At 71.8% G+C, this 26,991-nt stretch carries 23 protein-coding genes and 2 pseudogenes; 13 read left to right on the top strand and 12 right to left on the bottom strand.

Annotated elements, in window-relative coordinates; translation table 11 throughout:
* Positions 1-312 carry a CGCGG family rSAM-modified RiPP protein gene (locus KI388_RS10395; RefSeq protein ID WP_215086566.1) on the bottom strand — a complete coding sequence of 104 codons (312 nt, stop codon included), beginning with the start codon at positions 310-312 and terminating at the stop codon, positions 1-3.
* Between the two features lie 130 nt (positions 313-442).
* On the opposite strand from KI388_RS10395, the gene KI388_RS10390 reads away from it, so the two are divergent.
* The 3 genes from KI388_RS10390 to KI388_RS10380 all read left to right on the top strand — a co-directional run bounded on the left by KI388_RS10390 (position 443) and on the right by KI388_RS10380 (position 2,221).
* Positions 443-679, top strand: a complete 237-nt coding sequence (locus KI388_RS10390) for a DUF2249 domain-containing protein (RefSeq protein WP_215086565.1) — start codon at positions 443-445, stop codon at positions 677-679.
* Positions 680-761: 82 nt separating this feature from the next.
* Entirely contained in the window at positions 762-1,670 is a 909-nt protein-coding gene (map, locus tag KI388_RS10385) for a type II methionyl aminopeptidase (protein ID WP_215086564.1), read from the top strand.
* Positions 1,670-2,221, top strand: a complete 552-nt coding sequence (locus KI388_RS10380) for an HIT domain-containing protein (protein ID WP_215086563.1) — start codon at positions 1,670-1,672, stop codon at positions 2,219-2,221. Before map ends, KI388_RS10380 begins: the two co-directional genes overlap by 1 nt.
* 635 nt (positions 2,222-2,856) lie before the next feature.
* Here the strand turns inward: KI388_RS10380 and KI388_RS10375 are convergent.
* The 3 genes and pseudogenes from KI388_RS10375 to KI388_RS10365 all read right to left on the bottom strand — a co-directional run bounded on the left by KI388_RS10375 (position 2,857) and on the right by KI388_RS10365 (position 5,221).
* A complete protein-coding gene (locus tag KI388_RS10375) occupies positions 2,857-3,609 on the bottom strand; it encodes a phosphate ABC transporter ATP-binding protein (protein ID WP_215086562.1) in 753 nt (250 codons plus the stop codon).
* A 43-nt stretch (positions 3,610-3,652) separates the two neighbouring features.
* Positions 3,653-4,253: pseudogene (locus tag KI388_RS10370) on the bottom strand (ABC transporter permease).
* A 2-nt stretch (positions 4,254-4,255) separates the two neighbouring features.
* Complete coding sequence (locus KI388_RS10365) at positions 4,256-5,221, bottom strand: substrate-binding domain-containing protein (protein ID WP_215086561.1); 966 nt, start codon at positions 5,219-5,221, stop codon at positions 4,256-4,258.
* Positions 5,222-5,325: 104 nt separating this feature from the next.
* Here KI388_RS10365 and KI388_RS10360 point away from each other — a divergent pair, with 104 nt between their 5' ends.
* On the top strand, positions 5,326-6,180 hold the full coding sequence (locus KI388_RS10360) for a TOBE domain-containing protein (protein ID WP_215086560.1): 855 nt from the start codon (positions 5,326-5,328) through the stop codon (positions 6,178-6,180).
* Positions 6,181-6,273: 93 nt separating this feature from the next.
* Positions 6,274-7,944 (top strand): tryptophan--tRNA ligase, encoded by a 1,671-nt coding sequence (locus KI388_RS10355; protein WP_215086559.1) that lies wholly within the window; start codon positions 6,274-6,276, stop codon positions 7,942-7,944.
* 213 nt (positions 7,945-8,157) lie between these two features.
* Here the strand turns inward: KI388_RS10355 and KI388_RS10350 are convergent, their stop codons facing one another.
* Entirely contained in the window at positions 8,158-8,538 is a 381-nt protein-coding gene (locus KI388_RS10350; protein WP_215086558.1) for a DUF5518 domain-containing protein, read from the bottom strand.
* A gap of 355 nt (positions 8,539-8,893) precedes the next feature.
* Between KI388_RS10350 and KI388_RS10345 the strand changes: the two genes are divergently transcribed.
* Complete coding sequence (locus KI388_RS10345; protein ID WP_215086557.1) at positions 8,894-10,933, top strand: DUF87 domain-containing protein; 2,040 nt, start codon at positions 8,894-8,896, stop codon at positions 10,931-10,933.
* A 52-nt stretch (positions 10,934-10,985) separates the two neighbouring features.
* On the opposite strand, the gene KI388_RS10340 is transcribed toward KI388_RS10345, so the two are convergent.
* The 4 genes from KI388_RS10340 to psmA all read right to left on the bottom strand — a co-directional run bounded on the left by KI388_RS10340 (position 10,986) and on the right by psmA (position 13,931).
* Positions 10,986-11,915, bottom strand: coding sequence for an acetamidase/formamidase family protein (locus tag KI388_RS10340; RefSeq protein ID WP_215086556.1), 930 nt, complete (start codon positions 11,913-11,915; stop codon positions 10,986-10,988).
* Positions 11,916-12,007: 92 nt separating this feature from the next.
* On the bottom strand, positions 12,008-12,265 hold the full coding sequence (locus tag KI388_RS10335; RefSeq protein WP_215086555.1) for a hypothetical protein: 258 nt from the start codon (positions 12,263-12,265) through the stop codon (positions 12,008-12,010).
* Between the two features lie 319 nt (positions 12,266-12,584).
* Entirely contained in the window at positions 12,585-12,983 is a 399-nt protein-coding gene (locus KI388_RS10330) for a helix-turn-helix domain-containing protein (RefSeq protein WP_215086554.1), read from the bottom strand.
* A gap of 168 nt (positions 12,984-13,151) precedes the next feature.
* Entirely contained in the window at positions 13,152-13,931 is a 780-nt protein-coding gene (gene psmA, locus KI388_RS10325; protein ID WP_215086553.1) for an archaeal proteasome endopeptidase complex subunit alpha, read from the bottom strand.
* A gap of 224 nt (positions 13,932-14,155) precedes the next feature.
* On the opposite strand from psmA, the gene KI388_RS10320 reads away from it, so the two are divergent.
* The 3 genes from KI388_RS10320 to KI388_RS10310 are packed head-to-tail and all read left to right on the top strand — an operon-like array spanning position 14,156 to position 17,552.
* Positions 14,156-15,568: a hypothetical protein gene (locus KI388_RS10320; RefSeq protein ID WP_215086552.1), complete on the top strand. Its 1,413-nt coding sequence runs from the start codon at positions 14,156-14,158 to the stop codon at positions 15,566-15,568.
* Entirely contained in the window at positions 15,565-16,380 is an 816-nt protein-coding gene (locus tag KI388_RS10315; RefSeq protein ID WP_251133138.1) for an ABC transporter ATP-binding protein, read from the top strand. Before KI388_RS10320 ends, KI388_RS10315 begins: the two co-directional genes overlap by 4 nt.
* Positions 16,377-17,552 (top strand): ABC transporter permease, encoded by a 1,176-nt coding sequence (locus tag KI388_RS10310; RefSeq protein WP_215086551.1) that lies wholly within the window; start codon positions 16,377-16,379, stop codon positions 17,550-17,552. The genes KI388_RS10315 and KI388_RS10310 overlap by 4 nt, the downstream gene beginning before the upstream one ends.
* A gap of 237 nt (positions 17,553-17,789) precedes the next feature.
* On the opposite strand, the gene pdxS is transcribed toward KI388_RS10310, so the two are convergent.
* Positions 17,790-18,698, bottom strand: coding sequence for a pyridoxal 5'-phosphate synthase lyase subunit PdxS (pdxS, locus tag KI388_RS10305; protein WP_215086550.1), 909 nt, complete (start codon positions 18,696-18,698; stop codon positions 17,790-17,792).
* Positions 18,699-18,967: 269 nt separating this feature from the next.
* Between pdxS and KI388_RS10300 the strand changes: the two genes are divergently transcribed.
* A complete protein-coding gene (locus KI388_RS10300) occupies positions 18,968-19,702 on the top strand; it encodes a molybdenum cofactor guanylyltransferase (protein ID WP_215086549.1) in 735 nt (244 codons plus the stop codon).
* Between the two features lie 18 nt (positions 19,703-19,720).
* Here KI388_RS10300 and KI388_RS10295 read toward each other — a convergent pair whose 3' ends face one another.
* Positions 19,721-20,290 carry a DnaJ domain-containing protein gene (locus KI388_RS10295; protein ID WP_215086548.1) on the bottom strand — a complete coding sequence of 190 codons (570 nt, stop codon included), beginning with the start codon at positions 20,288-20,290 and terminating at the stop codon, positions 19,721-19,723.
* A 113-nt stretch (positions 20,291-20,403) separates the two neighbouring features.
* On the opposite strand from KI388_RS10295, the gene mutS reads away from it, so the two are divergent.
* From mutS to KI388_RS10280, 3 genes and pseudogenes are all read left to right on the top strand, one after another.
* The gene (gene mutS, locus KI388_RS10290) at positions 20,404-23,328 is read left to right on the top strand and encodes a DNA mismatch repair protein MutS (protein ID WP_215086547.1); all 2,925 of its coding nucleotides are present in this window, start codon (positions 20,404-20,406) and stop codon (positions 23,326-23,328) included.
* Positions 23,318-25,104 (top strand): annotated as a pseudogene (locus KI388_RS10285) (ATP-binding protein). The gene mutS and the pseudogene KI388_RS10285 overlap by 11 nt, the downstream one beginning before the upstream one ends.
* A gap of 119 nt (positions 25,105-25,223) precedes the next feature.
* Entirely contained in the window at positions 25,224-25,724 is a 501-nt protein-coding gene (locus KI388_RS10280; protein ID WP_215086546.1) for a hypothetical protein, read from the top strand.
* 25 nt (positions 25,725-25,749) lie between these two features.
* Here the strand turns inward: KI388_RS10280 and KI388_RS10275 are convergent, their stop codons facing one another.
* Positions 25,750-26,985, bottom strand: a complete 1,236-nt coding sequence (locus KI388_RS10275) for a mechanosensitive ion channel family protein (RefSeq protein WP_215086545.1) — start codon at positions 26,983-26,985, stop codon at positions 25,750-25,752.
* Positions 26,986-26,991: the final 6 nt, after the last annotated feature.

Here is a 26,991-nt window from a genome sequence, read left to right as displayed (position 1 = left end):
TCACACGTGGACGCGCACGACGTGGCCGCCGCAGCCGCACTGCTCGACGTACTGCCAGTCGAGGTCGCCGCCGAGTTCGGCTTCGAGCGCCTCGAAGAGGTACTCCTCCGGATGCCCGTGGTCGCCGTGGGTGACGAGGTTGACGTGGTTGCCGGCGGCCGTGTGCTCGACCGCTTCGATCGCCTGCCGCACGAGGAGGTCGCGGTCCTCGGCGTGTTCGGGACCTTCGAGGTTCGCGGACCACGAGTTCTCGTGGACGTGGTCGGTCACCGGGTCCGCGCCGTGGTCGTGGTCCGAGAGTGTACTCGACATAGATACCAGTACGCGCCTCGGCCCCGTACATCTTCGAGCGAACATGTTCGAGCGGAACCCCGGCGCTCGAACGACCCACCCGAACGGCTTCGGGAGGAACTATACCACCGCGGGACGCGACGGGAGACGTATGAGCGCCGAGCCGTTCGACGACGCGGACGAGCGACTGGACGCGCGCGAGAGAGACGGCGAACCGTTCGGGGACATCATGGCCGCGCTCGACGGTCTCGACGACGGGGAGTCGCTCTGCCTGGTGAACAGCTTCGAGCCGGTGCCGCTGTACGACGTGCTGGCGGAGCGGGGGTACGCCCACGAGACGGCGAATCCGGCCGAAGACGAGTGGTACGTCGAGATCACGCCCGCCTGATCGGGGCGCGGTCGACCGCCTCCCGCGGCGCGGTCGACCGCCCTCCGCAACCTCTTTGCGCGCGGTCGTCGAATCCGGACCCATGAGTCACGGACCTCTGGACGAGGACGCGGTCGAGAGCTACCGCGAGGCCGGCGCGGTGCTGACGGAAGCGATGAACGAGGCCCGCGAGATGGTCGAACCGGGCCGGACCCACCTCGAAGTCGCGGAGTGGACGGAGGACTTCGTCCGGGAGCAGGGGGCCGGCCTCGCGTTCCCGGTGAACATCAGCGTCGACCCGGAGGCGTCGCACGCCACTCCGGGCCGCGACGACGACACCGAGTTCGGCGAGGAGATGGTGTGTCTCGACGTCGGGGTCCACGTCGACGGCTACATCGCGGACGCCGCGGTGACGGTCGACCACAGCGGGACCCCCGAACTCGTCGAGGCCGCGGAGATGGCCCTCGAAGCCGCGCTCGACGAGGCCGGCCCGGGCGTCGAGGTCGGCGTCGTGGGGCAGGCGATCGAGGACGTGATCCGCGGCTACGGCTACACGCCCGTCCTCAACCTCTCCGGGCACGGCGTCCAGCGCTACGACGCCCACACCGGGCCGACGGTGCCGAACCGCGGGGTCGACCGCTCGGTCGAACTCGAACCGGGGCAGGCGGTCGCGATCGAGCCGTTCGCCACCGACGGCCGCGGGAAGGTCGGCGAGGGGACCGAGGAGGAAATCTTCGAACAGCAGGGCTCCGCGAGCGTGCGCGACCGGCGCGCGCGGCAGGCGCTCGAAGAGATCGAGGCGTTCGACGACCTCCCGTTCGCGGCGCGCTGGCTGGAGACGGACCGCGCCGAGATGGCGCTCCGCCGGCTGAAGCAGGCGAACGCGATCAAGGGGTACCCCGTCCTGAAGGAGGACGACGACGCCCTCGTGAGTCAGGCGGAACACACCCTGCTGGTCACCGAGGACGGGATCGAGGTGACGACCGCCGGCATCCACGGGTTCGACGACTGATGGACCGGATATTCGCGCCGTGGCGGATCGAGTGGGTCGAACGCGATTCGGACCCGATCGACGGCTGCCCGTTCTGCGTGCTGCCGGAGCGCGAGGACGCCCGGGAGGCGCGGATCGTCGCCCGCAGCGAGCGCAACTACGTCCTCCTGAACAACGCGCCGTACAACCCCGGCCACGCGATGGTGATCCCGGACGCACACGTCGAGGACCCGACCGACCTCGACGACGCGACCCTCCTTGACCACGCGAAGCTGAAGGCGGCGACGCTCGACGCGCTGCGACGCGACATGAACCCCGACGGCGTCAACACCGGCCAGAACCTCGGCGGCGACGCCGCCGGCGGCTCGATCGACCACCTCCACACGCACGTCGTCCCGCGGTGGAGCGGCGACACGAACTTCATGCCCGTCACCGGCGACACGAAGGTGATCGTAGAGGCGATCGAGCGCACCTACGGGCACCTCCACGCGGGGTTCGCGGCCGACGAGAACGTCGTCGATCTGGGCGACGCCGACGCCGGCGACGCGGTGGAACTCGACTTCGACGTCTGAAGCGGCGCTGACTATTACTTATAAATAAACGGCGAGGTGGCGCGTGCCTGCGAGGCCGCCCTGCGGCCGAGCCGCGAGGGACCTTCGGTCCCTCTGGAAGCCGGCGCTTCGCGCCGGCGACAGCACGCGCGAGGGAGTCAGTCGCCGGAGCGAAGCGGAGGCGACTGACGAGGCTGGGGAGGCGTGAGGCGCTGTGCGGTCGCGGTCGGGTGGGACTCAAAGGGGCAGTCGCGAGGACGGCGCAGGCGACGTAAGCACCACAGGAACGAACGAAGTGAGTGACGAGGAGCGCAACGAGCGTGCGCCGTCCTCGCGACTGGGGCTTTGGGGGTGTTCTCCGCCGATCCATAGTCGAGTGTTTATAACCGAGCGACTGGGGCTTTGGGGGTGTTCTCCGCCGATCCATAGTCGAGTGTTTATAACCGAGCGACTGGGGCTTTGGGGGTGTTCTCCGCCGATCCATAGTCGAGTGTTTATAACCGAGCGACTGGGGCTTCGGAGGTATTCTCCGCCGATCCATAGTCGAGTGTTTATAAGTGAGCTGCTGGGACATTGGAGACATTCACCGCAAATCCGCCGATCATTTAACTCAGATCGACGGATTCGACCGGTTTCTCGCCTCCCCTCGACGCGAGTTAGTACACCAGTTCGCCCGAGATGAACTTCCGGGTGCGCTCGTCCGCCGGACTCTCGAATATCTCTTCCGTCGGCCCCACCTCCGTGATCCCGTCGTCTAACAGCACCGCGACGCGGTCCGCGACCCGCTCGGCCTGATGCATGTCGTGGGTCGCGAGCGCGACCCCGATCCCCCGCGATTTCGCCTCGCCGACCGCCTCCTCGATGACGGCGGTGTTGCGCGGGTCGAGGTCCGAGGTCGGCTCGTCGAGGAGCAGGGCGTCGGGGTCGTACGCCAGCGCCCGAGCGAACGACACGCGCTGGGCCTCGCCGCCCGACAGCGACTCGGCCGGCTGGTCCGCCTCGTCGGCCAACCCCACGACCGCTAAGGACTCGTCGACTGCGTCGGGGGTACTCCCCGACCGGAGCATCGCGGCGAGCCGGTCGCTCCACGAGCGTCGGACCCGAAGCCCGTACGCGACGTTGCGCGCGACCGTGCCGTCGAAGAGGCTCGCCTCCTGGAACACCATGCCGACGCGGCGGCGCAGCGCGAGGCGCTCGGCCTCGTCGACCGCCCACGCGTCGGTTCCGCCCAACGCCACGGTCCCCTCGTCCGGCTCCGCGGAGAGCGTGAGCGTCCGGAGCAGTGTCGTCTTGCCGACGCCGGAGGGGCCGATGACCGCGACGACCTCGCCGGCGTCGACCTCGATCGAGAGGTCGCGGAACACGGTCTCGTCGCCGTACGACCGCGACACGCCCGTCGCGCGGAGCATCAGTCCGTCACCTCCGGCACGTCGTCTCGCCACCCGCGGCGCGTCATCCCGCCACCCCGCGGTCACCGAAGCGGACGACGATCGCGTTGACGGTCAACACGAGCGCGACGAGCACGGCGCCTAACACTAGTGCGGTCTCGTACTGGCCCTGCCGCGCCTCCAGTTGGATCGCCGTCGTCAGCGTGCGCGTCTTCGAGACGCCGTCGGCGCTCGTGATGTTCCCGCCGACGATGAGCACGGAGCCGACCTCGCTCACCGCGCGGCCGAACCCGGCCAGCACCGCGGTCGCGATCCCGTAGCGGGCCTCCTTGATGACGACTAAGGCCACGTCGACGCGCGTCCCCCGAGGACGCGAGCGGCGTCGCGGACCCCGTCGTCGACGCCGCTCACGGCCGCGAGGCTGATCGCCGTGATCGGCGGCGTCGCGAGCACGAACTGCGACAGACCACCGACTTCACGAACCCCTTTCCGGGGAACTCCGCGAGGCCGATCGCGGCGGCGGCCGGCACGCTGACGAGCGTGCTCAGCGCCACCGCGGTGAGGCTCACGTACAGCGAGACGGCGACGACGCTCCCGACATACCCGTCCCTGAACGAGACGTCGATCAGCGCCGGAACCACCTGGACGGTCGCTTCGAACGTCACGATTACACGTCCGAGTCGTCGCTCTCGCTACTCCAACCCTCCGGGACGTACTGCCCGAAGTCCGGATCCTCGGAGACCGCCCGCGGGAAGAACAGCTGCTCGCCGTTCACCCGGTACTCCGAGATGGCGTCCTGAACGGTCGGACTGGTGATCCAGCCGATGTACGCCATCGCGAGGTCGTAGTTGACGCCCTCGTGGACGCCCGGATTCACCGCCATGATCCCGTAGGGGTTCGCGAGGATCTCCGGTCCGCCCTTGATCGGTCCCTGAACGAGGACCGCGAGGCCGACCGCCGAGCGCTGCGAGATGAACGTCCCGCGGTCCGAGAGCGTGTACGCGCCCTGCTGGCTCGCGATGTTCAGCGCCTCGCCCATCCCGGTCCCGGTCTCTTGGTACCAGTCGCCGCCCGGCTCCGTGCCGGTCGCCTCCCAGAGGTTCAGCTCCTTCGTGTGGGTTCCGGAGTTGTCGCCCCGAGAGACGAACGTCGCCTGCGCGTCCGCCACGGCCGTCAGCGCCTCTGTCGCGGAGCCCGTCCCCTGAATCCCCGCGGGGTCGCTCTCGGGACCGACGATCACGAAGTCGTTGAACATCAGGTCGCGGCGGTTGACCCCGTACCCGTCGCGCAGGAACTCGTCTTCGAGGCCGCGTGCGTGGACCATCACGACGTCCGAGTCGCCGTCGCGGGCCGTCCGGAGGGCCGCGCCGGTCCCCCTCGGAATCGCGTCGACCGTGACGCCGTACAGCTCCTCGAACTCCGTGTGGATCGCGTCTAAGAGCCCCGTGTCGTAGGTGCTCGTCGTCGTCGTGAGCGTCAGCGCCTCGCCGGCGACGCCGACCTCGCTCTCGCCGTCGGTCCCGTTTTCACCCTCCCCTCCGCCCTCACGCCCCCCTACCGCGGAACAGCCGGCAGCGCTCGCGACCCCGCCGACGCCGAGCGCAGCCAGCAGCTCGCGTCGTTGTATCGTCATAGATACAACGGTGGGTCGGTGCCACATATAAGTTGCGTGCCGCGGCGAGCGGCGGGACGCGACCGGTCGAAAACGCCAACACGGTCCCGATCCATCCATCGGCCATGGGAGAGCCGACCGAAGCCGGCCCGGACGCGGCCGCGGGCCGCGGGCGCGCCGCGCTCATCGAGGACGGCGTCGAGTTCGACGGCCGCGACGCGGCCCTGCTGCGCGCCGTCGACGCGGCGGGGTCGGTCGCGGGCGCGGCCGCCGAACTCGGTCGCTCGCGCGCCCGCGCCCTCTCGCGGATCGAGGCGCTGGAGGACGCCTACGGGACGCTCGTCGAGCGCCGGCGCGGCGGCGAGGGGGGCGGCGGGAGCCGACTCGCCGCGTCGGGGCGGGACCTCCTCGACCGCTACGACCGGCTTCAGGCCGTCCTCGCGGCGACCGCGGCGGTGCCGGAGACGGTCCTCGACGGCACCGTCACCGCCGTCGACGGCGAACTCGCGGCCGTCGACACCGCGGTCGGGGGACTCTCCGGACTCCACGGCGGGACCGTCGACGGCGAGGGCGGCGACGCCGAGAACGGGAGCGGTGACGGCAATGACGGGGGCGACGAGCCCGGCCGAGGCGCTCGGGTCGCCGCCGGCGACGCGGTCCAGGTCCGGATCGGGGCCGACGCCGTCACCATCAACGACGCGGCCGACGCGGTCGACCCGGACGCGACGAGCGCCCGGAACCGCCTCGACGGGCGCGTCTCGACCGTCGACGCCGGCGAGACGGTGTCGACGCTCCGGATCGCGGTCGAAGCGACCGACGGGGGCGAGACGGGAGGCGGAGAGTCAGCGGGCGGCTCCGATATCGAAGTCGCCGCGCTGATCACGGCCGAGAGCATCGGGCGGCTCGGCCTCGCTCCCGGCGACCCGGTCTCGATCCGGTGGAAGGCGACCGCGACGCGGCTGGTCCCGCACGCGGAGTGAACCGACCCCGCGGGGTCGGTTCGAACCGGCGCGCCGTGGCAACCGCTCCCGCGCAAGCGAACGGTTTTTGCGTCGACCGACGGGAGAGGTGGTATGGACGAGGACACCCCCGAGGGGGCGACGACGGGCGGCGACGGACGCGAGTCCGCCGGCGCCCGCGGGCCGTCGACGCCCCCGCGGACCGACGGCGGGACCGAGCGCGCGGACGAGCCGACCGAGGACGTCGCGCTCGACCCGTGGGGGTCGGCGTCGGTCGGGGACTACGCGGACCTCTTCGAGGAGTTCGGCATCGAGGCGTTCGACGAGGTCGACGGCGACGTGCCGGACCCGCACTACCTGATGCGCCGCGGCGTCATCTTCGGGCACCGCGAGTACGACGCGGTCGCGGAGGCGATGGCGAACGACGAGCCGTTCGCGGCGCTGTCGGGATTCATGCCCACGGGCGACCCCCACATCGGTCACAAGCTCGTGTTCGACGAGATCATCTGGCACCAACGACAGGGCGGCGACGCGTTCGGGCTCATCGCCGACCTCGAAGCCCACTCCGCCCGGGGGATGTCGTGGGACGAGATCGACGAGCACGCGCGCAACTACCTCCTCTCGCTGCTCGCGCTCGGTTTCGACGCCGAGGCGGGCGAGCTGTACCGCCAGTCCGACAACCGCGCGGTGCAAGACCTCGGGTTCGAGCTGGGGTCGAAGGCGAACTTCTCGGAGTTCGAGGCCATCTACGGCTTCGACGGCGAGACGAACATCTCGCACATGCAAAGCGTCGTTACCCAGACCGCGGACATCCTCTACCCGCAGCTCGTCGACGAGCCGAAGCCCACCGTCATTCCGGTCGGTCCCGATCAGGACCCCCACGTCCGGCTCACCCGCGACCTCGCGACCCGCGTGCGCTACTTCAAGGTGACCGAGGCGTTCGCCTCCTTCGAGCTGGACGACGACGAGCGGCAGCTCGTACGAGCCGCCTACGACGCGCTCGCGGGCGGCGAGGACGGCGACGACGCGGATTCGGACGTGCGCTGCGAGGACGCCGCCGAGTGGCTCGCCGACTACGAGCCGCCCGAGAGCGACCAGGAGAGCGTCGACCTCGCGGCCGCGAAGTCGACCGCGCTCGACAAGCTCGAAGCCGGCGGGAAGGAGCCGCTCCGCCCCCGCGTGCGCTTCTTCGACCGCAACGCGACCGACGAGGCGTTCGAGGCGCTGATCGAGGCGGTCGACGGCGAGAAGCGCGTGTTCGAGGGCCACGTCGACGCGTTCGACCTCACCCGCGACGAGGCCGAGTCGGTCGCCCGCGAGGTGGAAATCGACCACGACGGGTTCGGCTTCCGGCAGCCCTCCTCGATCTACCACCGGTTCATGACCGGGCTGACGGGCGGAAAGATGTCCTCGTCGATTCCCGCGAGCCACATCTCGCTGCTGGACGACCCCGAGGAGGGCTACGACAAGGTGAAGGCGGCGACCACCGGCGGCCGCGACACGGCCGAGGAGCAGCGCGAACTCGGCGGCGAGGCCGACGAGTGCCCCGTCTACGAGCTGTACGCCTACCTGCTCGCGGGCGACGACGACGAACTCACCAAGACCGTCTACTCGGAGTGTGTCAACGGCGAGCGCCTCTGTGGCGGCTGTAAGGAGCAGGCCGCCGAACTGATGCGCGAGTTCCTCGAAGACCACCAGGAGAAGCGCGAGGAGGCCGAGGAACTGCTCGACGACCTCGACATCGACCTCAACTCCGACCGGCGCGGCACCGGCGGCGAGCACTAAGGCGTCCCGACGCGCTGTCGCGAGCCGATTCTCACACACTCTGTTTATAAATAGATGCGGTGGCGCGTGCCTGCGAGCGGCCGCCCTCGCGACTGGGGCTTTGGAGGTGTTCGCCGCCGATCCACAGTTAGCTATTTATGAACGAACGACTGGGGCTTCGGCGGTGTTCGTCACCGATCCGGATTCGGCTGTTTATAATTACCAGCGACCGTTCTACAGCTCTTCTTTCAGGTACACGCCGAGCAGGCCGCCGAGCGCGCTCAACACGACGGAATAGGCGACACTACCCAGTACGGTGATCGCCGTGAGTACGAATAGTCCTCCGGCTATGAGACTGGCTTCGAGCGGGAATCCGAAGAACCCGAGGAACGGGAGGACGACCAACACGAGCAACAGCAGGCCGGCGATCGGGATCGACGCGATGAACCCGGAGAGCGCGCCGACCCGGAGGCCGTCGCCGCTCTCCGGCGTGCCGTCGCTGTTCAGGTAGCCGGCGACGGCGCCGCCGGGGAGCGGGGAGATGCCGGTGAAGGTGAGCAGGACCGACGCGACCGCGCCCATGACCGCGTTGCGGAGGGTGTCTTCGGGGGCCATGCGTGGCCGGACTCCCGGCGGCGGCATACGTCTTGCGGACCTTGGAACGCGGTTCGCCCACGCTCCGCTCGCGGTTCGCCTACGCTCCGCTCGCGGTTCGCCTACGCTCCGCTCGCGGTTCGCCTACGCTCCGCTCGCGGTTCGCCTACGCTCCGCTCGCGGTTCGCCTACGCTCCGCTCGCGGTTCGCCTACGCTCCGCTCGCGGTTCGCCTACGCTCCGCTCGCGGTTCGCCTACGCTCCGCTCGCGGTTCGCCCACGCTCCGCTCGTGGCCGACGGTGCCGACGCCGTAGCCGACGGCGACCGACGCGGAACGAGGCGATGGTTTATGAGGCGGGCGCTACCTCTCACGGGTATGAGCGAGGAGGAGACGATCCACGTCGCGGACGTCAGCGAGGGGATCGGCGGCGACGCGACGGCGGACCCCGGCTCGCCGGTCGAACTCCCGGTCGTCGACGTGCTCACCGGCCGGTCGTTCATCACGGGCAAGAGCGGGTCCGGAAAGAGCAACACAGCGTCCGTCGTCATCGAGAACCTGCTTGACAGCGGATTTCCGGTTCTTATCGTGGATACAGACGGCGAATATTACGGTTTAAAGGAGGAGTACGAGATCCTCCACGCCGGCGCCGACGACGAGTGCGACATCGTCGTCTCCCCCGAGCACGCCGAGAAGCTCGCGACGCTCGCCTTAGATCAGAACGTCCCGATCATCTTAGACGTCTCCGGCTACCTCGAAGAGGAGACCGCCAACGAGCTCCTCCTCGAAGTCGTCAAGCAGCTGTTCGCGAAGGAGAAGCGAATGAAGAAGCCCTTCCTGCTCGTCATCGAGGAGTGCCACGAGTACATCCCCGAGGGCGGCGGGATGGACGAGACGGGCAAGATGCTGATCAAGGTGGGCAAGCGCGGCCGGAAGCACGGCCTCGGCATCGTCGGAATCAGCCAGCGCCCCGCCGACGTCAAGAAGGACTTCATCACCCAGTGCGACTGGCTCTGCTGGCACCGGCTCACCTGGGACAACGACACGAAGGTCGTCGGGCGCATCCTCGGCTCGAAGTACGCGAGCGCGGTCGAGGACCTCGGCGACGGCGAGGCCTTTTTAATGACCGACTGGGACGAGTCGATCCGCCGGATCCAGTTCCACCGTAAGGAGACGTTCGACGCGGGCGCGACGCCCGGACTCGACGACTTCGAGCGCCCGGAACTGAAGTCGGTCTCCAGCGACCTCGTCGGGGAGCTCGAGTCCATCTCCGACGAGAAGGAGCGCCGCGAGTCGGAGATAGCCGACCTCAGACAGGAGCTCGACAAGAAGGACCGGCGGATCGCCGACCTCGAACGCGAACTGGAGGAGGCCCGCGACCTGAGCGACATGGCCGACCAGTTCGCGCAGGCGCTCCTCGGAAAGGCGGAGGCGCCGTACCGGAGCGGCGGCGACCGACCTCCCGCCGAGACCGATCGACCCCGAGGCGACGACGAGGGCGGCGGCCAGTCCGTGCTCAAGTCGTACGACGAGGCGGTCGCCGCGACCGAGCCGACCGAGCCGACCCGGGAGACCGCGAGCGAAGGAGCGGACGCCGAGACCGCGACCGAACCGGACGCTTCGGCCGCCGACGGCGGCGCCGAGGTCGACGCGGACCCCACCGCGGGCGCCGGTTCCTCGACTACCGCGGACGCCGGCGACGGGTCCGACACCCCCGCGGGCGCCGCGGCCGAACCCGGGACCACTCCTCCGGACGACGTCGACCCAGTCACCCGCGACGACGTCGCGGAGAGCGCGCTCCGGTTCGACGACGCGATCGAACTCGGCACCCGCGAGGCGGTGATCGAGGAGCTCCGCTCGCGGATCGAGGCGCTCCCGGAGCTCTCCCGCGGCATGCTCCGCCACTACCGCCGCGAGGGCGCGAGCGACCCCGTCGCGGCCCACATCGACGCCGGCGGCGACGGCGACTCCGGGCACGCCTACAGCCGCCACCGGCCGATCCGGCGGGCGGGACTCATCCGGCACGCCGGCCGCGGCCACTACGCGTACGCGGTGCCGGACCTCGTCCGCGAGGCGTACGCCGACCGGCTCGACGAGGCGCAGGTCGACGAAATCGTCCGCGCCGTCGAGCGCGTCTTCGTCCCGCCCGCCGAGCTGAGCTACCCGCCGAACGCCGACCCGTCGGCCGTCTCCGGCTCAGACCGGGCGGCCGCCACCGAACCCGAATCCGAGACCGCCGACGGGGCGACGGCCGCCAAGGGGAGCGATCCGGTCACGGAGGCCGACGGGACCGCCGTCGACCTCGAACCCACCGGGGCCGAGTCGGACGCAGACGCGGAGACCGACGAGGCGGGAGCGGCCGCCGACTCCGGCCTGAGCGACGCCGCGCGCCGCTTCGCGGAGCGGTCGGACCGCTGAACTCCGGTACCGGACGAGACCTCGCCGCGACCTCACCTCGGTGCCGACGATGTTAGAACGGCAGCGAGAGGTACTCGCTCGGCACCGCGTTCCGCGCCGTCACCTGCGGGTCGACAACCTGACTGACCTCCAGTCCGCCGACGAGACTGGAGAAGAGGTACGCCTCGGTGCGCGAGAGGTCGTGATGGTGCGCCAGCAGGTCGAGCATGTCGCCGTTCGCCAGCGCGACCGCCTCCTCCAGCGTCTCCGCGCTCGCCAGCGTCTTCACCGCGTCGCCGGTGTCGACGACGGGACGGTCCGGCGAGACGGGCGGGTCCCCGACCACGGAGAGCGTCGCGTCGATCTCGACCGCGATCTCCGCGCCGGTCCCGCACATCTCGCCGTCGGCCATCGCGGCCTTCGCGTCGCCCATCGCCAGCATCGCGCCCTCCTGAAAGACCGGGAAGTAGACGGTCGTCCCGCCGGTCACGTCGGTCGTGTCGAGGTTGCCGCCGTGGTCGTCGGGCGTGAGCGTCGATATCGTCTCGCCGTCGGTGGCGACCCCGATAGTCCCGATCACGGGTTCGATCGGCACGTCGATCCCCTCGAAGTCGATCGTCCCCGGTTCGGTGCCGACCCCGTCGCCGCCGTCGACTTCGGTGATCCGCGTCGCCGGGTGGTCGATCTCGGGGTCGTCCTGACGGAGTCCGAAACCCGGCGCGGTGAGCACGCGACCGCGGTCCTCTGTGACGCGGACCGCCTCGATTTCGACGGCGAGGACGTCCCCCGGGCTCGCGCCGGCCACCGCGATCGGTCCGGTCGCGGCGTTGACCTCCTCGGGGATCGCGTCGAGCAGGTCTCCCGCCTCCTGAATCGCGCCGTTCAGGCTGTCGACCGTCTCGACCGTCAGCGACTCGCCGTCGGCGGCCTCGTACACTGGGTCCATCGACGGCCCGAACTCGTAGACGTGGCCGTCGCGGTGTGAGACGACTGCTCGTGACATCGAATACCGCTCCGCACGGCGGGGACAAAAACCCCCGCCGCGGGGGGATCGAGTTCCCGCCGCACCGCCCGAACCCGTCGGCGGCCGCGCGATCAGTCGTCCGCGTCGGGTCCGCGCCCGGTGTCGTGGTCGAGGAGCGGCGTGTCGGGGTTCTCGCATCCCGGTCGGCCGCACACGCCGGCGTCGTCGCCGGCGCGCTCGACGCCTCTGGCCAGGGACCCGATCTCCCACTCGACCGCGTGACCGGTCTCGCGCTCGTGGTCGCTCAGCGCCGTCCGCGCTCGCCGGAGGGAGTCGAACGCCGCTTCGTACGAACAGTCGTCACAGCGGACGCGGACGCTCGTCGCCATACCGTCCGTAGGGTCTCGGAGGGCCTAACGCCACCGATCCCCGTCCCGCGCGCCGGTCGGTTCGGCGCGGGGGGCGGTACCGGCACCGCCGCGACGCCCCGGTTCGACGGCGTGCGAGCGGCGGACCGCGACGGCGACCGCCTCTCTTTCGCCCGTCGCGACTCCACCGAGGGCGGTGGCTCGTCACCGAGTCCTCTCGTCCCCGTGACTACGGCGGTGCTATTGGGTGTGTCACACAACGCGACGGCCAGGCCTCCGGCGCGAGACGACCGCGCGCCGGCACGGTCGACGGCCGGGAGTTCGCGTCTTCCGCGCTGCGTCAGCCCTCGGCGGCGGCGCGCTCCGGGCGGTCGTACTTCTCCTCGAACTCGCCGATGAGCTGGCCCATCTTCGCGTACCAGTCGTTGAGCATCCGCTGCATGTCGTCGGCGATCTGCGAGGGGTCCGTCGGCCTGTACACGTGGTAGTACCCCCCCTGTTCGTAGTTTATCTGCTCCTTCTGGATGAAGCCGGCCTTGAGGAGCCGCTGGACCGCGCGGTAGGCGGTCGAGCGCTCGCGGTCGACGCGCTCGGCCACCTCGTCGATGGTGAGCGCCTCGTCGGCGGAGACAAGCGTCTGGTAACAGTCCTTGTCCAACTGCTTCAGACCGTGGAAGCACTCGAGTAACCCCTCACACTCCATGTCCCGCTGGAGCTGTTCGGACATCGAATCGGGCATTTTGTGACGTAACTGAGGGGTGCCGTCGCTAAAAGCGTTGTGCGTGTGTTGTACAATTCCACACACTCGGCAGCATCGACGACGCGTCGCCGCCGACGAAGCCGACGAAGCCGACGGTCCCGGGAGGCGGTCGTCGAGATCGACCGTTTCGGGAGGTAGAGTCGACCGTTACTCGTCGTCCGCGTCGGTCTCGTCGTCCGCGTCGGCCTCGTCACCCTCCGTCTCCTCGTCGAGGCCCGCCGCCTCGAACGCGTCTTCGACCTCCTCGACCGGGACCGTCCGGAAGCCGTCTGCCTCCGTCACGGTCGCGACCGCGAGGTCCGAGGCCTCGAACTCGTCGTCGTGGGCGGCCAGCGCCGCGACGGCGAGTTCGATGCCGTCCTCCAGCGAGAGGTCTTCGCTCCACTCGTCTTCGAGGTGGCCCTGGATGTCCTGGCGGCCGCCGCCGATGACGGTCGCCTTCCACTCGTTAGGCGTCCCCGAGGGGTCGGCCGCGAACAGGCGCGGCTCGCCGTCGTCGATGCCGCCGATGAGGAGCGCGGCGCCGTACGGTCGGGTGCCGCCCCGCTGCGTGTTCTCTTGGATGTGGTCGGTGACGAACTTCGTCAGCGTCTCGACGCCGACCGGCTCGCCGTAGCGGAGGCGGTTCCCCTGCGACTGGCGGCGCGCCAAGTCGATCAGCTGACGCGCGTCCGCGACGTGGCCGGCGCTCGCGGTGCCGAGGTGGTCGTCCAGCTTGTGGAGCTTCTCGATGCTCTCGGCCTCCATCAGCGACGAGGAGGGGCGGGACATCGCGACGAAGACGACGCCGTCGGTCGTCCGGACGCCCACGCTCGGCGCGCCGCGCGAGACCGCCTCGCGGGCGTACTCCACCTGGTAGATCCGGCCGTCCGGCGAGAACAGCGACGTGCCGCGGTCGTACGCCTGCTGGTCGTTGTTACCCATCATCGTCGATCACCCGCTCGCGCGGTGTCGCGTTCGCTCATTACCGTCCCTTACGCCGCGCCGTTGAAAAAGCATCCGTAACCGGTACGTCTCGGGGTCGCCCGCGCCCCCGGGTTCCGCGGCCGACCGCCGACCCCGACACGTCGCACCCGCCGCCAGCCGGCGGCACGGCCCCCGCTTCCGTTGCCGACGGATATATCCACCGGGGTCACTTAAATGAGACTACATTGGCGCACACACAAATCTCAGCCGCGCTACTGGCCGCGCTGGCGCTCCTCGCGGCGGTCGGCGGGGCGTTCGCGGTCGGCGGCGCTGCGGCGGTACCGGACGCGCGGATCACCGTCGGCGCGGTCGACGTCTCTCCGAGCGGTCCGACCGTCGGCGAGCGGACGGCGCTGAACGTCACCGTCTCGAACTCCGGCGGCAGCGACGCGGCGGCGAACGTCACCGAGGTCCGCGTCCGCGACGCCGACGGCGACGTGCTCGACAACGTCTCCGGCGTCGGCGCGCTCTCGGCCGGCGACTCGCTGGACGCGACGCTGTGGACCGCCTTCGAGGAGCCGGGCGAGAAGCGGCTCACCGTCGAGGCGGTCGCGAACCAGTCAACGACCGGCGAGTTCGTGACCGTCAGCCGCGAGACCGTGGTCGAGGTGCGGCCGACTCAGGTCGCGCTTGACCTCCGGACCCGCGCGCTCGACCCCGAGGACCTCCAGACCGACGACGGGAGCGAGAACCCGACCGCCGACCTCGGCGTCGGCGGCATCCAGGGCATCTTCGGCGGCGGCGGCGGACTCGACGCGGGCGGCGGCGGTCAGGGCGAAGAGTCGCCGCCGGTGGCGGACTCGCCCGTGGAGGTGACCGTGGTCAACACCGGCACGACGACCGCCGACCGCGTCAGCCTCCGCGCCGTCGGAACCGCGGCCGACGGCGGCGGCGACAGCGCCGCGGAGACGGTCGACGTCGGCCCGTTCGTCGTCGAGGACGTGGCGCCCGGCGAGGAGCGGCGAGTGATAGTCGACCTCGGGCCGCTCGACCGGCGCTCCGACGTGACGGTCAGCGCCGCGTTCCGCGCCGACACGGACCAGCGGAACGACCGCGGGGCCGACCGCACCGCGGAGTCGACGGTGACGTACCCGGTCCGCGAGGGGGCGGCGACCGTGACCGACGCGACGGTCCGCGAGGGCGGGGACGGCGCCGTCGTCGTCGACGCCAACCTCGGCAACGTCGGCAGCGGCGAGCTGACCGGCGCCGTCGTCTCGGTCGGGGACGCGCCCGGCGTCGAGCCGACCCCCGCGGGGGGCGAGTACTTCGTCGGGACGCTCGGCGCCAGCGACTTCGTCGGCTTCGATCTCGAGACGACGGTCAACGCCTCGGTGGCCGACGAGATTCCGATCCGGGTCGCCTACACAGAGCGCGGCGTCCGGTACACGGAGACGGTGACGGTGGCGGCGCCCGAACCCGACGACGAGAGCGACGCGGGCGGGACGCTCGGTCGGGTCGGCGTCGGGGGCGTGGGCGCCGCGGGCGCGGTCGCGAGCGGGCTCGCGCTCGTCGGTCTCGCCGGGGCGGTCGGCGTCGCGGTGCGGACCGGACGGACCGGGAGGTCGACCGACCGGCGACGCGACGGACCGGCGCCGTGAGCGGCGACGCGAGTGACGACCACGGCGCCGCCGCGCGTGACGACGACTACGGCGATCCGCCCGACGACTACGGCGTCGCGCTCCGGGGCGTCGTGAAGCGCTATCCGAGCGGGGGCGGCGACCCGGTCGTCGCGCTCGACGACGTGGACTTCGCGGTCCGGCCCGGCGAGTTCGTCGCGGTGGTCGGTCCAAGCGGCTCCGGGAAGTCGACGCTGCTGAACGTGCTCGGGCTGCTCGACGACCCGACCGGCGGGCGACGCCTGCTCGACCGGACGGACGTGACGGACCTCTCGACCGCCGAGCGGACGCGAGCGCGCAAGGAGTCGATCGGCTTCGTCTTTCAGGACTTCCACCTGCTGCCGACGCTGACCGCCGTCGAGAACGTCGCGATGCCGACCGCGTTCGACCCGGGCGACGCGAGCGACCGGGCCGCGGACCTCCTCGCGCGGTTCGGGCTGGGCGACCGGCTCGACCACGAGCCGAGCGAACTCTCGGGCGGGCAGAAGCAGCGCGTCGCCATCGCCCGCGCGCTCATCAACGAGCCGTCCGTGCTGCTCGCGGACGAGCCGACTGGGAACCTCGACACGGAGACCGGAGAGTCGATCCTCGCGGAGTTCGAGCGCGTCAAGGCCGAGGGGGTCGCGGTGGTCGCGGTCACGCACGACCCGCTCGTCGAGGAGTACGCCGACCGCGTCGTCGACCTCACCGACGGGGTGTTGACCGGCGGGCTGCCGGACGACCGCGAGTCGGAGGGCGCCGCCGACCGGTCCCGCGCCCCGAACGACCGCCAGACGGTCGGAGGCGACCGATGAGCGGCGGCGACGGTCGAACGGCGAGCGGGCTGGCCGGCTGGCTCCGCGGGTGGGGGCCCGCGGTGTCGATGGCGTCGCGGAACCTCCGGCGAAACCGGGTTCGGACGGTGCTCGCGGTGCTCGGCGTCTGTATCGGCGTGCTCGCGGTGGCGGCGCTCGGCATCTTCGGGAACGTGCTGGCGCTGGGAGCCGACGACGCCATCGGGGACATCGGCACTCAGGTCGTCGTCTCTCCCAACGCCGACGCGGGCGTGGAGTCGCTGTCGGACGCGGACGTGGCGTCGATCCGGCGGGCGGTCGGTGAGCCGGCGGTCGTCCCGCTGTACTCCGACAGCGCCACCGTCGCGCGGCAGGGCGACCAGACGTTCGCGACGGTGTACGGGATCGAGGAGCCGGCGCTGGCGTACGAGGCCGCCGAGGGCCGGCTGCCCGAACGCCACCGGCAGGGGGCGATCCTCGGCGCCGGCATCGCAGCGGACCTGGGCGCCGGCGCGGGCGACACCGTCGAGATCGCCGGCTCGCAGGTGCGGGTGATCGCGGTGTTAGTCGAGAGCGAGACGTTCAGCCCGGTGGCGCCCGACGACGCCGTCTACCTCCCCGAGTCGGCGTTCTCGGCCGACGGCTACGCGCAGGCGCTCGTGGTCTCCGACTCCGGCGCCGAGGCGCGCGCGGCCGCGGACGCCATCCGCGAGTCGGTGAACGCGCGCCAAGACCGGGTGGAGCTGTTCGAACTGGCCGCCCTCGTCGACGAGATCAACGAGTTCTTCGACCTGCTCTCGACGTTCCTGCTCGGCCTCGGCGCCATCTCGCTGGTCGTCGCCGGCGTCTCGATCCTCAACGTCATGCTGATGAGCACCGTCGAGCGCAGACAGGAGATCGGGGTGATGCGCGCGGTGGGCGTCGCGCGCCGCGACGTGTTGCGCGTCCTGCTCGCGGAGGCCGGGCTGATCGGCGCCGCCGGCGCCGCGGCGGGGACCCTGCTCACCGTCCTGCTCGTCGCCGGCCTCGTCATCGCGACGCCCGCGGTCGACGCCGCGCTCGTGCTCGACCGGACGAACGCCTACTACCTCCTGCTCGCGCTCGGATTCGGCGTCGGCGTGGGGATCGTCAGCGGCGCGTACCCCGCGTGGAAGGCGGCCAACGAACGGCCGGTCGAGGCGCTGCGGAGTTGATCCTGTGTGATCGCCAACCGGCCGCACTGCTCTGTGCCATTTAAAAACCGAACGGTGCGCCGGCGAGCGCCCGCAGGGCGCGAGCCGACCGCGAGGGAGTCGGCCGGCCTCCGCGTTGCTCCGGCCGCCCGACTCCCTCGCGCGTGCTGACTCGCGGCCGCCGATGGCGGCCGCTCGCAGGCACGCGCCACCGCAGTTCAACCGAGAAAAATCGCCGCGTAGCCCGAAAACGCCCGCTTAAACGCCGCGGCTCTGGAGCTTCTCTTCCTCTTCCATGTCCTCGTTGGACTGGCCCTTCATCCCCTTGCCGGTGCCGCTCGCGATCCGGGCGAGCTCCTCGGGGTCGTCCCAGTTGTTGACGGCCTCGACGATGGCGGTGCCCATCGCCGCGGGGTCCTCCGCGCCGAAGATGCCGGAGCCGACGAAGATGCCGTCACAGCCGTGGTACATCATCAGCGCGGCGTCGGCGGGCGTCGCGATGCCGCCGGCCGCGAAGTTGACGACCGGGAGCCGGCCGGCCTCGGCCGTCTCGTGGGCGAGGTCGCGCGGGGCGCCGTGCTCGCGGGCCCACTTCTCGCGCTCCTCGTGGTTGAGTCCGGTGAGCGTCCGGATCTGGTTTTTGATGGTGCGCTGGTGTTTGACGGCCTGGTTCACGTCGCCCGTGCCGGCCTCGCCCTTCGTCCGGATCATCGCCGCGCCCTCGCGGATGCGGCGGAGCGCCTCGGGGAGGTTCCGGGCGCCGCAGACGAACGGCGAGGTGAAGTCGCGCTTGTCGGTGTGGTACTCGTCGTCGGCGGGCGTCAGCACCTCCGACTCGTCGATCATGTCGACGCCGAGCGCCTCTAAGATCTCCGACTCCTTCCGGTGACCGATCCGCGATTTCCCCATCACCGGGATCGACACCTCGTCGATGACCTCGGGGACGCGCTCGGGGTCGGGCATCCGCGCGACCCCGCCGCGCTTCCGGATGTCGGCCGGAACGTGTTCGAGGACCATCACGGCGACCGCGCCGGCGTCCTCCGCGATGCGAGCCTGTTCGCGGTTAACGACGTCCATGATGACGCCGCCCTTCTGCATCTGCGCGAAGCCGCGCTTGACCAGCTCGGTCCCCCGCTTCAGCTCCTCCAGATCGGTGGCCTCTGCCATATCGAATTCATGGGTCGCCGGCCACTTAACGGGTCGCTTTCGGGCGGATGGGCGGCCGAAAGCGCCGTTCGATCCCCGAACCGATTCGGGTGACCTCCCGGACACGATCTCCGCGTCCCGCCACCGCGACCGCGACGACTGACCCTCCTCCCGACCCGCCACCGCGACCGCGACGACTGACCCTCCTCCCGACCCGCCACCGCAACCGCGAACTCCCCCGCCGCCTCGCCACCGCAACCGCGAAGTCCCCGGCCGTCCAAGCGGCGAGCGTGACCACCGGAGCCATTCTCGCCGGCGGGCGCTCGACGCGCTTCGGAGACGCGGACAAGGCCGTCGCGCCGCTCGCCGGCGCGCCGATGATCCGCCGGGTCGCGGACCGGCTCGCGGGGAGCGACGACCCGGTCCCGCCCGGCGCCGAGCGCGCCGGCAGCGGCGACCCGGTCGTCGACGAACTCGTCGTCAACTGTCGTCCCGACCAGCGCGAGGCGATCGAGCGGGCCCTGTCGGGGGTCCCGCTGCCCGTCCGCTGGGCGCTCGACGAGGACCCGGACTTGGGTCCGCTGGCGGGGATCCGGAACGCCTGCCGGGCCGCGACCGACCCCTACGCCGTCGTCGTCGCCTGCGACATGCCGTTCGTCGACCCCGCCTTCCTCGCGTCGCTGCGCGAGCGGGTTGAGGAGGGGACGACCGAAGCGGGAGCGGCCGACGCCGACGGCGGAGTCGAGGCGGTCGTCCCGCGGCTCGACGACCGCTGGTACCAGACGACGCAGGCGGTGTACGCAACGGGGCCGGCCGCGGCCGCCTGCGACCGCGCGCTCGACCGCGGCGACCGGAAGGTGCTCGCGGTGGTGGACCGACTGGACGCGGTCGTCGTCGACGACGACGCGATCCGGTCGCTGACGACCGAGAAGACGTTCACCAACGTCAACACGCGGGCCGAACACGACGAGGCGGAGCGGGCGGTCGCCGCCGCGGTCGACGCCGAGCGGGCCGGCGGCCGGTAGCTCACCTCGACCGCGGCGTCACTCCTTCAGCACCTCGTACGCCTCGTTGAGCCGCTTAAACTCCTCCTCGTCGCCGTCCTCGCCGTCCGGGTGGAGCCGCTTCGCGCGCTCGCGGTACCGCCGCCGGACCGCCTCGCCGTCGGCCGTGCGGTCGAGTCCGAGCGTCTCGTACGCCTCGCCCTCGCTCATCGCGTCGGCCGCCGGCGCGCGGTCTCTGGGGTCTCGACCGCCGGCACCGCCCGGCCCGTTCGGACCCCCCGTCCCGCGAGCGCCGGCCCGCCGTCCTCCGCCCGCGCCGCGGCCGCCGTCGGCGGCGCCGGCGGCCCGGTACGCGCGCTCTCGGTTGGTCTCGGCGCGGGCGCGCTGTCTGGCGCGCTCGCGCTCCGTCGGCCCCGCCTGCTCGGCGGACCGCCGCGCTTGGTCGTGGAGGCGCCCGGTGGCGTGGTACCAGAGGAAGTACGAGACGGCGGCGAACGGCGCCGCCAGCGCCAACGCGATCGGGTGGAGGACGATCCCGCCGATCACGAGCAGCGCCGTCATGCCGACGAACGTCCCGGCGAGTCCCACGACGACCGTTCGATTCCTCACGGCCGTGTTCGGGGTCGCAGGACCGTAAGGCTCTCGCCGCCGGCGCGCGGCGTCGACCTCTCGGGCGCGCCGCCTCCGCACCGTTTATCACCGCGGCCGCCTCGGTACGGGGTATGGAACCGGCGGACCGAGAGACGGCCACGGGGCTGCCGCCCGGGATCGCGGCCGCCCGCGAGGAACTCACGCCGATGCTCTCGCAGTACGCCGACCTCTGTGCCGCCCACGAGGACGCCTTGGTGTTGTTTCAGGTGGGAGACTTCTACGAGGCGTTCTGCGAGGCGGCCGAGACCGTCGCGCGCGTCTGCGAGGTGACGCTGACGGAGCGCTCCGACTCGACCGGCGACTACCCGATGGCGGGGATCCCCATCGACAACGCCGCGCCGTACCTCGAATCGCTGCTCGACGCGGGCTACCGCGTCGCGCTCGGCGATCAGGTCGAGGACGCCGAGCAGGCCTCCGGACTCGTCGACCGCGCCGTCACCGAGGTGATCACGCCCGGCACCGTCGTCGAGGACGACCTCCTCGAATCGGGGACGACGAACTACGTGGCGGCGGTGGCGGCCGAGGGCGACGGCGGCGAGAGCGACACGCCCGGCGCCAGCGACCGTCGCGTCGGCCTCGCCGCCGTCGACGTCTCGACGGGAGAGTGCCTCGTCACCGCCGGCGACCGGGACGCGGTCGCGGGCGAACTCGACCGGATCGCCCCGGCCGAACTCATCGCCGGCCCCGACGCCCCCGCGTTCGAACCGAGCGACGCGGAGCGCGGCTGGACGACCCACGACTACGACGCCGACGCCTTCGACCGCCGGACCGCGACCGAGCGGCTGAAGCCGTACCTCCCGGCGCCCGAGCGGCGGTTCGACGCCGACGCGGAGCTTCGGGCGGCGGGCGCGGTGATCGCGTACGCCGAGTACACGCAGGGCGACGACGGCCCGCTCTCGTACGTCACCAGAATCCGGCGATACGACCCCCGCGACCGGCTTCGGCTCGACGCCGCGGCCCAGCGCAGCTTGGAGCTGTTCGAGAACCGCGGGCTGGGCGCGAGCGACACGCTGTTCGACGCGCTCGACGAGACGAACTGCGCGCTCGGCCGCCGCTGTCTGGAGCGCTGGCTCCGCCGCCCGCTCGTCGACGCCGACGCGATCCGGAGCCGCCACGACGCGGTCGGGGAACTGGCGGACCGGAGCCTCGCCCGCGAGGGCGTCGCGGACGCCCTCTCGACCGCATACGACCTCGAACGACTGGTGAGCCGGGTGTCGCGGGGGCGGGCCGACGCCCGCGACCTGCGCTCGCTTCACCGGACGCTCGCGGTCGTCCCCGAGCTGAAGGCGACGCTCGCGGGGGCAGGGGGAGAAGCGGGTGCGAGCAGCGAGCCGGGTGGCGCCGATGAGGGCCCCGCGCTCCCCCGGACCGACCACCTCCGCGACCTCCGCGACCGCCTCGACGAACTGACAGAGGTGCGCGAGCTGATCGACGGCGCGGTCGCGGTCGACCCGCCACAGGAGATCACGGAGGGCGGCGTGATCCGCGAGGGGTTCGACGGCGACCTCGACGACCTGCGCGCCACCGAGCGCGAGGGGCGCGAGTGGGTCGCGGCCCTCGAGGCGAGCGAGCGCGAGCGCACCGGGATCGACTCGCTGTCGGTCGGTCACAACCAGGTCCACGGCTACTACATCGAAGTGACCGACGCCAACGTCGAGAAGGTCCCCGACGACTACCGGCGGCGGCAGACGCTGAAGAACAGCGAGCGCTACGTCACCCCGGAGCTGAAGGAGCGCGAGGAGGAGATAGTCGGCGCCGCCGAGCGCGCGGACGCCTTGGAGTACGACCTGTTCGTCGACGTCCGCGAGCGCGTCGCGGCCGAGACCGAGCGGATTCAAGGCCTCGCGGACGCGCTCGCGGAACTCGACGCCCTGACCTCGCTCGCGGCGGTCGCGGTCGCGCGCGACTACGTCCGCCCGGAGCTCCGGGAGGGCCCCGACGCCGACGTCGGCGGCGCGGTCGACCCCGCCGGAGGCGTCGAGATCGAGGGCGGCAGACACCCGGTCGTCGAGCGGGCCGAGGAGTCGTTCGTGCCGAACGACGCGGACCTCCCGCGCGGCTCGGTCGCGGTGATCACGGGACCGAACATGAGCGGGAAGTCGACGTACATGCGCTCGGTCGCCCTCGCGGTCGTGCTCGCGCAGACGGGGTCGTTCGTCCCCGCGCAGGCCGCGACGCTCCCCGTCTTCGACCGGCTGTTCACCCGCGTCGGCGCCTCCGACGACATCGCGGGCGGGCAGTCGACGTTCATGCGCGAGATGAGCGAGCTGACGGAGATCCTCCACGACGCGGGCGCCGACTCCCTCGTCCTCTTAGACGAGGTGGGCCGGGGAACGGCCACCACCGACGGCCGCGCCATCGCCCGCGCGGCCGCCGAGTTCCTCCACGACGAACTCGGCGCGACCGCCCTCTTCGCGACCCACTACCACGGGCTGACGGATCTGGCCGACGAGCGCGAGCGCGTCTTCAACCTCCACTTCACCGCGACCCGCGAGGACGGCGACGTGACGTTCCTCCACCGGGTCGTCCCCGGCGCCTCCTCGTCGTCGTACGGCGTCGAGGTCGCGGAGCTCGCCGGCGTCCCCGGCCCGGTGGTCGACCGCGCCCGCGACCTCGTCGCCGCCGAGGAGGCGGACAGGCGCGGGAACGCGGGCGGTGCCGGAAGCGAGGGCGGAACCGACGACGGGGCGACGGGCGGGGCCGACCCGGACGACGCCGACCGGGACGGCGACGCGTCGCTGCGGGAGTTCCTCGCGGAGGAGGCGTCGGGCGAGCGAGACGAGGGCGGTCCGGAGGCGGGCGACCCCTCCATCGAGACCCCGACCGGAAGCGACCCCGAGCCGCCAGCGAACGAGACCGGTGAGGCGGGTGCCGCCGCCGGCGCTCCGTCCGACCTCACCGCGGACCTCCGCGACCTCGACCTCGCGCGGATGACGCCCATCGAGGCGCTGAACGCCCTCCACGACCTCCAGTCGCGGGTCGACGATGACGGGTGACGGAGACGCCCGGCGCGTCCGCCGGCTCGACCGGGCGACGGTCGACCGGATCGCGGCCGGCGAGGTGGTGACGCGGCCCGCGAGAGTGGTCGGAGAGCTGGTCGACAACGCGCTCGACGCGGGCGCCTCGCGGATCGAAATCTCCGTCGACGGCGACGGCACCGACCGGATCCGCGTCGCGGACGACGGGCGTGGAATGGGCCGTGCGGACGCCGAGCGCGCCGTCGAGCGCCACGCGACGAGCAAGCTGGCGCCCGACGGCGACCCGGTCGGGGTCGAGTCGCTCGGCTTCCGGGGCGAGGCGCTCGCCGCCGTTGCCGAGGCCGCCCGGCTGGAACTCGTGACCAGCCCCGGCGACGGGGTGGGCACGCGCGTCGTCGTCGGGAGCGCGGGAGGCACGGAGAGCGCGGGAGGCACGGAGAGCGCAGGAGGCACGGGGAGCGCGACGCGGTCGGGGAACCCGGGCGGCGAGCGGGACGTCGCGGTCGAGCCCGCGGGCCGCGCCCGGGGAACGACCGTCGTCGTCGAGGACCTGTTCGCGACCCGGCCGGCCCGCCGGGAGTCGCTCGCGGGCGGGACGCGGAGTTCGCGCGGATCTCCTCGCTCGTCGCGGACTACGCGCTGGCGAACCCCTCGGTCGCGTTCGCGCTCGACCACGACGGGTCGACGACGCTGTCGACGCCCGGCACCGACCGCACGGACGCGCTGCTCGGCGTGTACGACCGCGACACCGCGAGCCGGTCGACGACCGTCGAGGCGAGCGTCGCGGTCGAGCCGGACGGCGAGCGCGACGCGGTCGACGTCGGGGTCTCGGGCGCGCTGGCGTACCCGTCGGTCACCCGGGCCACCCGCGACCACGTCCGCGTCTCCGTGAACGGGCGGCCGGTCCGGAACGACCGGCTCGCGGCCGGGGTCCGCGAGGGGTACGGTCGGCTCCTGCCCGACGGGCGCGAACCGGTCGCGGCGGTCGACGTCTCGCTCCCGCCCGCCCGCGTCGACCCGAACGTCCACCCCGCCAAGCGGGAGGTGGGGCTCCGCGACGCCGACGCGGTCGCGGACGCGGTCGCCTCGGTCGTCGCGGACGCGCTCACGGGCGCGGACCTCCGGCGCTCCGCCGACGTCGCCACCGACCTCGGCTCCGCGCTCGACCCGGTCGGGGAGGGGGACGGCTCGCGCGCCGGGGCGTTCGCGGACGCGGAGCCGCTCGGCGTCTTCCGCGACCTCTACGTCCTCGTCGAGTCCGGCGACGACCTGCTCGTGATCGACGGGCACGCCGCCCACGAGCGCGTGAACTACGAGCGGCTCGCCCGCGCGTTCGACGGCGACCCGGTGCCGACCGCGGCGCTCGACCCGCCGGCGACCGTCTCGCTGTCGACCGACGAGGCCGCGGCCGCGAAGGCGCACGCCGACGACCTCGTCGCGCTCGGCTTCGAGACCGAGGCGTTCGGCGGCGGCGCGCGCCGCCTGCGGACCGTCCCCGCGCCGTTCGGCCGGACCGCGGACGCGGACGCCTTCCGCGACGCGCTCGCCGCGCTGTCGGGACCGGACGGCGGCCGCGGCGCGTCGCGTGACGCGCGCGACGCCCTGCTCGCGGACCTGGCGTGTCACCCCTCGCTGAAGCGGGGCGACTTCAAGGACCTCGCGGACGGCGACCTCCGGGACCTGCTCGACCGCCTCGGAGAGTGCGACCGCCCGTACGCCTGTCCGCACGGCCGCCCGACCGTCCTTTCGGTCGACGAGGCGACGTTCGCGGCCGGGTTCGGGCGGGACCGGTGAATCGGGCCGCCGAGACCGACGAGCCGGGGGCGGCGCGCTCGACGGCGAAACGGGTGGGATCCCGACCGGTACCTATTAACACGATGAGACCGGGGTACTGACATGGAGAGCGGACCGAAGTGACGCGGGGCTCGCTGCCGCAGGAGCGGTCGGGCGGCCGTTTCTCGGCGCCTGACGGCTTCCGCGACCTCGTCGAGCGACTGCTCGCGTGGCTTCGGGACCGGCGCGGGTCGGGCTTAGAGCGCGTCTCGACCGCGACGACGATGCGGAACGTCGTCGACGCGGACGCGCTCGCGGCCGAGACGCCGCCGAAGTGGAGCGTCCTCCACGACGTGGTCACCTACGGCGCGGACTCGCTCACGGACGTGCTCGTCTTCCGACACGGACCCACCAGACAGGACCTAGTGGTGATGCCGGAGCGCAACACCAAGCCGGAGGGAGAGGTCAGCTTCTACCACGCCGACCGCACGAAGGGGGCGCGTCACCTGCTGTCGATCGGCGCCGACTCGCTCACGGCGGCGCTCAGCTACATCTTGGAGCGCATCGAGCGGTTCGAGCGGCTGTTCACCGGCCGCGGGACGGAGCTTCCGAGCGGGTACACCGGTCCGTCCGACCGATAGCGGCCCGGATCGGGGGCGGCTCTTCTCAGGCGGGGCGGTCGTTCGGGCGCCCGTCGCCGTCCTCGTCGGTCCGTTCGACGCGCTCGACCGTCTCCTCCGCTTCCGCGGTCTCGGGCGGGTACGAGACGGTCCGCTGCGGGTAGGGGATGGAGATGCCGGCGTCAGCGAAGCGCTCTTGGATCCGCTCGACCGCGAGCGCCTTCGAGCGCCACCGCGCCTGCGGCGTCGGCGGGTCGATCCAGAACCGGAGGTCGAGCAGGATCGCGGAGTCCCCGAACCCGGAGGGGATCGCGTACGGCTGCGGGTTGTTCGCGATCGCGTCGATCCCCTCCAAAACCTCCTCAGCGATTCCCGCCGCCTCATCGGGGTCGTCGTCGTACCCGATCCCGACCTCCATGTGGATCCGGAGGCGCCCCTCGCGGCTCCGGTTCGTGATCGCCTGGTTGGCGACGAGGTCGTTCGGCACCACGACGTACTCCCCGTCGAAGTTGCGCATGTGGGTGTTTATGATCGTGATGTCGGTGACGAACCCCTCCTCGCTGCCGATCTCGACCCAGTCACCGATCTCGAACGGGCGAGCGAACATCAGCACGAAGCCGGCGATGAGCGACCCCAGCGTCTGCCGGGCCGCCATCCCGAGGACGATCCCGAGGAAGCCGGCGCCGACGAGGAGGCCGCCGAGGTTCACGCCCCAGATGCCGAGGACCGTTATCCCCGCGAGGATGAGTAGCCCCACCTGCGCGAGCCGGGTGAGGATCTGCTCTTGGTGGGCGGTGATACGGTCGCTGTCGGCCGAGAGGTCCGCGACGTACGTCTCTAACGCGTCGCTGGCGACGTAGGCGCCGCCGAGAAGCACCGCCGAGAGCAGCACCTGTCCGCCGACCCTGACGGCGTTCTCGGCTACGGGCAACACCGAGCGGACGAAGTCGAACTGCCCCCACACCGTCAGGACGGCGACGCCCGCGAGCGCGAACAGCGCGAGCTGCGAGAGCCCAACCGCCATTCGCAGGAGGAACGACGCCGGGACTCCCTCGCGGAGCGTCTCAACGGCGCCGCCGGCCGACCCGTCCGTGCGGCCGTCGAGGAGTCGCTCGACCCGGTCCGAGGCGGTCCGCTCGCCGGCGCGGACGGCCTTCGGAAGCAGCAGCCACCCGACGCCGAGCGTCACGAGGACGATACCGGCGGTGGCCGCCAGCCGCCCCTCCGTGGTCGCGACGTCGCTCAACACCGCACCGATTCTGGCTCCCAGTCGGCCAATCACGGTCGG

It is taken from the genome of Halorubrum sp. 2020YC2 (genome assembly GCF_018623055.1).
Lineage (GTDB): Archaea > Halobacteriota > Halobacteria > Halobacteriales > Haloferacaceae > Halorubrum.
This window is presented reverse-complemented; position numbering and strand designations above follow the sequence as displayed.

Coding starts and splice junctions, on each gene's coding strand:
- KI388_RS10350 (WP_215086558.1), bottom strand. CDS start 8,538: ATGGCCCCCGAAGACACCCTCCGCAACGCGGTCATGGGCGCGGTCGCG.
- KI388_RS10355 (WP_215086559.1), top strand. CDS start 6,274: ATGGACGAGGACACCCCCGAGGGGGCGACGACGGGCGGCGACGGACGC.
- KI388_RS10365 (WP_215086561.1), bottom strand. CDS start 5,221: ATGACGATACAACGACGCGAGCTGCTGGCTGCGCTCGGCGTCGGCGGG.
- KI388_RS10380 (WP_215086563.1), top strand. CDS start 1,670: ATGGACCGGATATTCGCGCCGTGGCGGATCGAGTGGGTCGAACGCGAT.
- KI388_RS10345 (WP_215086557.1), top strand. CDS start 8,894: ATGAGCGAGGAGGAGACGATCCACGTCGCGGACGTCAGCGAGGGGATC.
- mutS (WP_215086547.1), top strand. CDS start 20,404: ATGGAACCGGCGGACCGAGAGACGGCCACGGGGCTGCCGCCCGGGATC.
- KI388_RS10340 (WP_215086556.1), bottom strand. CDS start 11,915: ATGTCACGAGCAGTCGTCTCACACCGCGACGGCCACGTCTACGAGTTC.
- KI388_RS10375 (WP_215086562.1), bottom strand. CDS start 3,609: ATGCTCCGCGCGACGGGCGTGTCGCGGTCGTACGGCGACGAGACCGTG.
- map (WP_215086564.1), top strand. CDS start 762: ATGAGTCACGGACCTCTGGACGAGGACGCGGTCGAGAGCTACCGCGAG.
- KI388_RS10330 (WP_215086554.1), bottom strand. CDS start 12,983: ATGCCCGATTCGATGTCCGAACAGCTCCAGCGGGACATGGAGTGTGAG.
- KI388_RS10310 (WP_215086551.1), top strand. CDS start 16,377: ATGAGCGGCGGCGACGGTCGAACGGCGAGCGGGCTGGCCGGCTGGCTC.
- KI388_RS10395 (WP_215086566.1), bottom strand. CDS start 312: ATGTCGAGTACACTCTCGGACCACGACCACGGCGCGGACCCGGTGACC.
- psmA (WP_215086553.1), bottom strand. CDS start 13,931: ATGATGGGTAACAACGACCAGCAGGCGTACGACCGCGGCACGTCGCTG.
- pdxS (WP_215086550.1), bottom strand. CDS start 18,698: ATGGCAGAGGCCACCGATCTGGAGGAGCTGAAGCGGGGGACCGAGCTG.
- KI388_RS10335 (WP_215086555.1), bottom strand. CDS start 12,265: ATGGCGACGAGCGTCCGCGTCCGCTGTGACGACTGTTCGTACGAAGCG.
- KI388_RS10360 (WP_215086560.1), top strand. CDS start 5,326: ATGGGAGAGCCGACCGAAGCCGGCCCGGACGCGGCCGCGGGCCGCGGG.
- KI388_RS10390 (WP_215086565.1), top strand. CDS start 443: ATGAGCGCCGAGCCGTTCGACGACGCGGACGAGCGACTGGACGCGCGC.